This is a genomic window from Bradyrhizobium sp. HKCCYLS1011 (genome assembly GCF_051167795.1).
Classification (GTDB): domain Bacteria; phylum Pseudomonadota; class Alphaproteobacteria; order Rhizobiales; family Xanthobacteraceae; genus Bradyrhizobium.
The window spans coordinates 357345-364187 of record NZ_JBNPTT010000008.1 but is presented as its reverse complement, the minus strand read 5'-3'; the positions used below and the strand labels follow the sequence as shown (position 1 = coordinate 364187).

At 64.1% G+C, this 6843-nt stretch carries 7 protein-coding genes and 1 tRNA gene; 5 read left to right on the top strand and 3 right to left on the bottom strand.

Annotated features, from left to right (window positions below):
• A partial coding sequence (locus tag ACQR1W_RS27500) for an Hpt domain-containing protein (RefSeq protein WP_434853732.1) occupies nt 1-287 on the bottom strand: 287 nt, incomplete at its 3' end.
• Nucleotides 288-515: 228 nt separating this feature from the next.
• Nucleotides 516-1178, bottom strand: coding sequence for a histidine phosphotransferase ChpT (chpT, locus tag ACQR1W_RS27495; protein WP_434853731.1), 663 nt, complete (start codon nt 1176-1178; stop codon nt 516-518).
• A 281-nt stretch (nt 1179-1459) separates the two neighbouring features.
• On the opposite strand from chpT, the gene cysQ reads away from it, so the two are divergent.
• Nucleotides 1460-2302, top strand: a complete 843-nt coding sequence (cysQ, locus tag ACQR1W_RS27490; RefSeq protein ID WP_434853730.1) for a 3'(2'),5'-bisphosphate nucleotidase CysQ — start codon at nt 1460-1462, stop codon at nt 2300-2302.
• Nucleotides 2303-2316: 14 nt separating this feature from the next.
• On the opposite strand, the gene ACQR1W_RS27485 is transcribed toward cysQ, so the two are convergent.
• Complete coding sequence (locus tag ACQR1W_RS27485; protein WP_434853729.1) at nt 2317-2769, bottom strand: YHS domain-containing (seleno)protein; 453 nt, start codon at nt 2767-2769, stop codon at nt 2317-2319.
• Between the two features lie 176 nt (nt 2770-2945).
• Here ACQR1W_RS27485 and ACQR1W_RS27480 point away from each other — a divergent pair, with 176 nt between their 5' ends.
• The 4 genes from ACQR1W_RS27480 (at nt 2946) to ACQR1W_RS27465 (ending at nt 6207) form a co-directional block, all read left to right on the top strand.
• A complete protein-coding gene (locus ACQR1W_RS27480) occupies nt 2946-3554 on the top strand; it encodes a DUF1134 domain-containing protein (RefSeq protein WP_008974287.1) in 609 nt (202 codons plus the stop codon).
• A gap of 119 nt (nt 3555-3673) precedes the next feature.
• Nucleotides 3674-4957 carry a hypothetical protein gene (locus ACQR1W_RS27475; RefSeq protein ID WP_434853728.1) on the top strand — a complete coding sequence of 428 codons (1284 nt, stop codon included), beginning with the start codon at nt 3674-3676 and terminating at the stop codon, nt 4955-4957.
• 170 nt (nt 4958-5127) lie between these two features.
• Nucleotides 5128-5202, top strand: a tRNA-Val gene (locus ACQR1W_RS27470).
• A gap of 780 nt (nt 5203-5982) precedes the next feature.
• Nucleotides 5983-6207 (top strand): hypothetical protein, encoded by a 225-nt coding sequence (locus tag ACQR1W_RS27465; RefSeq protein ID WP_434853727.1) that lies wholly within the window; start codon nt 5983-5985, stop codon nt 6205-6207.
• The last annotated feature ends 636 nt before the right edge of the window (nt 6208-6843 follow it).

Here is a 6843-nt window from a genome sequence, read left to right as displayed (position 1 = left end):
ATGTCCTTGATCCGGTCGATCGTGGTCAGGATCAGCGTCACCGCCTCGCCGGTCACCGGCATGCCGTCGCGGAACTTGCCCATCAACGTCTCGGCGGCGTGCGCCAGCGCCTCCAGCCGCGGCAGGCCGAGGAAGCCGCAGGTCCCCTTGATCGTGTGCACCAAGCGGAAAATGTTATCCAGGATCTTGGCGTTGTTCGGCTCCTGCTCGAACCGCACCAGCTGATTGTCGACGGTGTCCAGGCTCTCGCTGGTCTCCGTCAGAAACTCACGCAACAGATCATCCATGAAACCAGGCCTTCGCACGCAACGGCACGCGACATGACGCGCCTTCAAACCGTGGCCAGTTTCGATGCAAACCGTTTAATATTGGTTGAGTAAGCGGAAATGAATGGGCTCAACAAAGAGATAAGATTCACCCTGCGCTTGTAGACGTTCCCTTGGCAAGGTTCGGTTAACCATAACGCGCGGGATGCCGCGCGCCCTCGCACCGAATGAGAACAAGCGCCATCGCTATCAGGCGGCGGAAACCACCATCGCATCGCCGTCGGCCGCCAGCGTCACCTTCAGCCCACAAGCCTCGGCCAACAGGCGCGTATAGTAAGGCTGCACCGCATGGGCATCGATCGGTCCCTCATGGGTCGCGCCAAGAAGATTGACGATGTTCTGCGGCAATCGCGCATTGAGACCGGTGGCAGCAACCCGAAAGCTCATGCTCTCGCCCTCCCCGATCGGATCGACCGTCAAGACGCCGCCGCGCGGAATGGTCTGCTGCGCGATCACCATCATGTTGAGCAGGAGCTTGACCCTGTTCTTCGGCAACAGCAGCCGCGGCAGATTCCAGACGATCGAGGTCTTGGCATCCTCGATATGGCCGCGCGCCATGGTCTGGGCATCGCCGAGATCGATCTGCGCGCCCGCAGAGCCGGCCGCGCCGAAGGCAAGGCGACAGAACTGCAGCCGGGCCGACGCGGTCTTGGCGCTCTTGCGGATCAGCTCGAGCGCAAAGTCGCGATCTTCCGGCTTCGGATTGTCGTCGAGAACCTCAAGCCCGTTGACGATGGCGCCGACGGGACTGATCAAATCGTGGCACACCTTGGAGCAGAGCAATGCGGCGAGTTCGAGCGTATCGGGGGCGGGATACTGGGTCGCAGGAGCGGGGGACGATGTGCCTGACATTCGATGTTCCTGGAAATCCACGATTTTTGACGAATCATGCGTGCTTTCAGGCTTGATACACTGCAAGCGCATGAACGGCCATATGAGCTTAGAACTGATCCGGAAAACTGCGTATAGGTTTTCGCGCCCGGACGTTGCGAACCGAGACCACGTCCACGGCCGAGAATTGGATACCTGCTCCGCCCAACGCGAGCGCGAGCCCGAAAAGATGCACAGGAGCAGAAACGCGAGCCATGCCGGTCCGTCACCTGCTCGTGTTTACGCCAGAGGATGAAATTGCCATGAACGCCGCGGCATCTGAACGCCCGACCATCGACGCCAAGACTGCCGCTGCCCTGATGGAGCCGCTGACTGAGCTGATCGTGCAGGCCGCCCGGGCCATTCTCGCGGTCAATCGCCGGGCCATGGACGTGACCGAAAAATCCGACGGCTCTCCGGTCACGGAGGCCGACCTTGCCGCCGACCGGGTGATCGCCGACGGACTCATGCGAATTGCGCCGCAGATTCCCACTCTCTCGGAGGAACAAGCTGCGGCGCCGGCCCAGCCTTTCGGCGGCAGCTTCTTCCTGATCGATCCGCTCGACGGCACCAAGGAGTTCGTCGCCGGTCGCGGCGAGTTCACGGTCAATCTTGCCCTGGTCACCGAGGCCACCCCCCTGCTCGGGATCGTCTGCGCTCCGGCGCTCGGATTGATCTGGCGCGGCGTGGTCGGCCGCGGCGCCGAGCGTCTGACATTCGAAGACGGCAGAATCGGCGCGCCGACCCCGATCCATACAAGGAAGATGCCGGAACCTGGTCAGTCCTGGGTTGCCGCGGTCAGCAGGTCGCATGGGGATGCGCGCACGGAAGCCTTCATCGGGAGCCGTCCCGGCGCGGTGAGGCTGCCGCTCGGCTCGGCGGTCAAATTCGGGCGCCTGGCCGAAGGCACCGCCGACATCTACCCGCGGCTGGCTCCGACCTCAGAATGGGATGTGGCCGCGGGCCACGCGGTCGTGACCGCCGCGGGCGGCGCGGTCACCACGGAAAGCGGCGCTCCCTTGCGCTTCGGTGTGGGGCGGGACGGGTTCATCATCCCCTCCTTCGTCGCCTGGGGCGACCCGGCAGCCATCACGCCGGTCTGCTGAGACGATCATCGTCTCTATTGCGGCAGATCCCGCTCGAGCACCCGCCAGCGCTCGGTCGCCTGGCGCAGGTAACGCTCGGGGTCGGCGGCGAAGGCCTCGCGGCTTTCCTCGCGGCTGAACAGGAACAGCCGCTGATCAGCCACCAGCCAGAGCCGCGGATTGCCGGCCACGGTGACGCCACGGGCGACGTCCATGGGGTCGTAGCCGCCGAATTGCGGACCGTAGATCTCGGGATGGGCGAGAAAGGAGGCGCGGTTGCCCTCGTTGTGGAAGCGCCAGACCACCCCGCCCTGCCAGGCCTCGAATTCCTGCAGGCCCAGGATCGGCTGTCCATCCACGAAATAGGCGACGGGGTCGAAGCCATCGATGGCCAGCCCGCTGAAACGGTTGGCAATGATCCGCTCCGTGGTCGCAGCCTGTACCCCGACGGCTGCCGCGAAGGCCGCCAGCAGCACAAAGACGGCCATTCCCGGGCGAAATCGCGACCACGGCAGCCCATGGTTTTGTTGTTGCCGTTGTCCGGTCATAGTTGGTGCCGATAAAGTGGGAGTCGATGGGGCTTTGCCCCTCTCCGATCATCGCTGCGGGGTGGTTGGCGTCAGGTTAAGCGACGGTCGGACGTTCGATAGCAGGGGACCTTTTCATGAGTTTCGGTTTACGCCTTGCCGCCGCGACGCTCGCGGCCTTCATCGGCCTTGCCTTGCCGGCGAGCGCACAGCAGGGGCCGCCACCTCAGAATCTGCCGCCGCCACAGCGCACGCCGGGACCGGACAATTACGGACCTGACGAGCTGGTGAACGCCGGACATCGGTTCTTCGGCAATGTCTCCCGCGGCCTCGCCTCGGTGATCGAACGCGCCGTCAGCCAATGGGGCCTGCCGAACGGCTACGTGCTGGGCGAGGAAGGCTCCGGCGCCTTTGTCGCCGGCCTGCGCTACGGCGAGGGCACGCTCTACACCAAGAACGCCGGCGACCTGCGCGTCTATTGGCAGGGCCCCTCGCTCGGCTTCGACTGGGGCGGCGACGGCGCACGCACGATGACGCTGGTCTACAACCTCCCCGCGACCAACGCGATCTATCAGCGCTTCGTCGGCATCGACGGCTCGGCCTATATCGTCGGCGGCTTCGGCATGACCGCGCTCACCGCCAACAACATCGTGCTGGTGCCTATCCGCTCGGGTATCGGCCTCCGGCTCGGCGCCAATGTCGGTTACCTCAAATACACGCCGAGCCCGACCTGGAACCCGTTCTGATGCCGGGCCGACACATTCTGCACTGATGGATCAACGTTAACCTGGCAACAGGCTGGCTTCGTCCCTGCGGCCATGTCATTGTGATTCCATCAAGCCCAACGTCCCGGAGCCTGCGTCCCATGGTCGAGCCGATCATGTATTTTGCGATCGGTTTTCTGGTCGCAATGCTATGCGCCCTGATGGTCGTGCCGCTGGTGCACAACCGGGCCGTCCGGCTGACCACGCGCCGCCTCGAAGCCGCCACGCCACTGTCGATGGCCGAGATCCAGGCTGACAAGGACCAGCTCCGCGCCGAATTCGCCATGTCGGCACGGCGGCTCGAGCTCAGCGTCGAAACGCTCAAGAGCAAGACCACGAGCCAACTTGCCGAGCTCGGCAAGAAGACCGATGCGATCAACCGCATGAAGATCGAGCTGGGCGAGAAGAACGCCGCGATCTTCGCGCTGGAAGCCCGGGAGAAGGCGCTCAAGGACCAGCTCCGCGCCACCGAGGAGGAGGTCAACGCCAAGACCGATTCGCTGCGCGCCGCCGAGCAGGCGTTGCGGAACAAGCAGAGTGAGCTGTCGAAGCTGACGACCGATCTGAACGACCGCGCGATGCTGGCGGACAACCGCCAGATCGAGCTGGTGACGGTGCGAACCCAGGTCGAGGAGCTGACGGCGCGCGTCGGCGATGCCGGCAAAGACCTGGCCGCCACCCAGGCGCGGCTGGCGCAGGAGCGCGGCGAACAGGAGACCACGACGCGCGAACTCACCGATGCGCGCGGCCGGGTCGAGAATCTGAGCCAGCGCGTCACCGACCTCGACCGTCAGCTGATCGTCCAGGTCAAGGAAGCCGAGATGCTGGCGAGCCGGGTCGCGGACCTCGAGGGGCGGCTGGCAACCCAAGGCAAGCTGCTGGCCGAGCGGGATTTCGAGACCAACCAGCTTCGTCAGGCCAATACGGCCGCTGAGCGCACCGTGCAGGAGCTGCGCGAGGAGATCGCCGGCTTTTCCGGGGGCAAGTCGTCGGCCGTCGACAAGCTCAAGGCCGAGAAGGCCGCGCTGGAAGAGCAGCTCCGCGCCGCCCGTGACGAGCGGGCCAAGCTGCAGCGCGAGATGAACGCGGTCCAGCAGCAGGCCGAAAGCACCTGGGCCCAGGAGCGGATGGAAAACGCCCTGCTGCGCGAACGCATCAACGACATCGCCGCCGAGGTGGCCAAGCTCGCGATGCAGATCGAGGGGCCGAATTCCACCATCGAAGCGATCCTGGCCGCAGAACCGGCGCCCACCCGCCCGGCCAATGGCAATGCGAACGGCACCGCTGCGGCACCTGCCGCGGCCGGCGCTCAGGGCGGCACCCTGGCCGAGCGCATTCGCGCCCTGCAGGCCCACGCCTCGCGTGCCCGCCAGATCGGGGCCTAGCACTGCTCCGGCGTTACCGGCTCCGAGCAGGAGCCTGCCTGGCGGAGAATTCCACGCTGGAGGGCGGCGCAAACCTTGACACCGATAGCCCGCTCTTCGTAAATCGCACCCTCCGACGGACTGCTTCGGGCGCTTGGCCGGCTTCAACGCCGCCCCCGCCACCGAGATCCGGGCGCATAGCTCAGCGGGAGAGCGTTCCCTTCACACGGGAGAGGTCCAAGGTTCGATCCCTTGTGCGCCCACCACTAGCCAGAACCGGGTGATGGTACCCGAAATCGGCTGGGTACCAACCGGGCACGACCCCTAGCCAAAACGCGACGATCTTTCGCAAGCTCCAGAAAGAGCGGATGCCGCACCTCACCCGAGCAGGTGCGCGATCTCACCGACGATGGCTGGAGCATTGTGCTGGGAGGGCCGAGCGCGGCCGCGTCAAGGCGCCGGCCGATATCAATCGCTTTCATTGACAAGCAGGCCAAGACAAATCCGCCGGCTCCGCCGTTCGGTTCCGTTTGCGGTGCAGAGACCAAGGACCCGACGAACCCGCAATGGTTCGCAATCCATCAGCCACATTGCGAGGCCGCCGAGCGCATCGCCCGTGGACAAGCAAGCGTAAAGTTGACGTGATGCCCGACATCGACCGCGAAGAGATCATCAAGGCGCTCGCCAGCACGGTTTGATCCACCCCATACCCCCCGCATGCACCGGCTCGTGGTGGAAATGCATGCAGGGGGTTGGCCGAGCACGTGCCTCGCATGCTCGGCAAAGTCGATGATGTCGATTTCGGAACGTGGTGCCATTGTCCTCGGGATCAATCGACACTCAGCGTCCGAACCGCAAAATCCGCAAATTTGGACGAATGAGGTTTGGGATGAATATTCCGGATCGCCTGTACACTGTCGGCCTCGTTTTGATGGGGTCGGTCGCAATCGCATTGGTAGCAATGAAACTATTTCGAGTTTGAGACGTGAAGCGATGAAGTTCGTTGAACCACGCCCGTACGCTGCCCCTGAGGCCGCAGCAAGCTGATGGAAATTGCGCGTTCGCTGAAGCCGATACAGGACGGCCGCCTTAACATCGAAAAGATCAGCGGGCCGATACCGACCGGGCTCGGCGCCGCGCCGGCCGAATACAAGGCAGGCCTCGACTACGCCATCGCGCAAGGCCGGCTGTGGCTGCACGAAAGCGACACCCATATGAAGATCACCGATAAAGGCGCGGAGCTGTTCGCAATCAATGCCCAAGAAAACTGAAGCGAAGGCTGCGCGGTGCCGTCAACTCTCGTCCGATTACCAAACTCGCGCGCAAATGCCCAGCGTACCTGAGCGGCGTGCGAACCTGCTCAACATCAGCCGGAGCTACCGTGCTCTCGCCACCCAATTCGAAATGCTCGCCCTCTACATCGTGCAGGAAAAGCGAATCCTGCGATGTGGATCGCGTGCACCATAGCTACAGGAATTGGCTGAAATGAACGCGATAACACGCGACCACATCAAGCGCATGATCCGCGACTTTGAGCGCTTGCTTCATCAGGGCGCGGGCTACAAGCCCGCCGCGACCAAAGACCCTGCTGGTCGCAGCTCACGTCGCTGAGACTCAGTTCTGTCCAACGTCGGGTTGCGGTGAAGAAGAGATTGCGGCTTTGCGCTCCGCTCGCTGTTATTGCCCCGGCTCTTCGTCGGACGGAGTCGAAACTGGCCACCGGCCGAGGAATGTGTCGGGCGGGGCTCGCCCAGCAAAGCAAGGCTGCGCATCAGCGCTTCCAGCATCCCGCCGCTCATAACGGTCTGGCTGCAGGTTCGAGTCCTGCCGGGCCCACCAACGAGATCGTCGAGGTAGCGACCGTCGGCTGGAGCTGTGGGGGAGCACGAGCTCGAGGTTGGTCCTGG

Bases quoted from the DNA above. Each gene is read 5' to 3' on its own strand.
- ACQR1W_RS27485 (WP_434853729.1), bottom strand. From the start codon at position 2,769: ATGGCCGTCTTTGTGCTGCTGGCGGCCTTCGCGGCAGCCGTCGGGGTA.
- cysQ (WP_434853730.1), top strand. From the start codon at position 1,460: ATGAACGCCGCGGCATCTGAACGCCCGACCATCGACGCCAAGACTGCC.
- ACQR1W_RS27480 (WP_008974287.1), top strand. From the start codon at position 2,946: ATGAGTTTCGGTTTACGCCTTGCCGCCGCGACGCTCGCGGCCTTCATC.
- ACQR1W_RS27475 (WP_434853728.1), top strand. From the start codon at position 3,674: ATGGTCGAGCCGATCATGTATTTTGCGATCGGTTTTCTGGTCGCAATG.
- ACQR1W_RS27465 (WP_434853727.1), top strand. From the start codon at position 5,983: ATGGAAATTGCGCGTTCGCTGAAGCCGATACAGGACGGCCGCCTTAAC.
- chpT (WP_434853731.1), bottom strand. From the start codon at position 1,178: ATGTCAGGCACATCGTCCCCCGCTCCTGCGACCCAGTATCCCGCCCCC.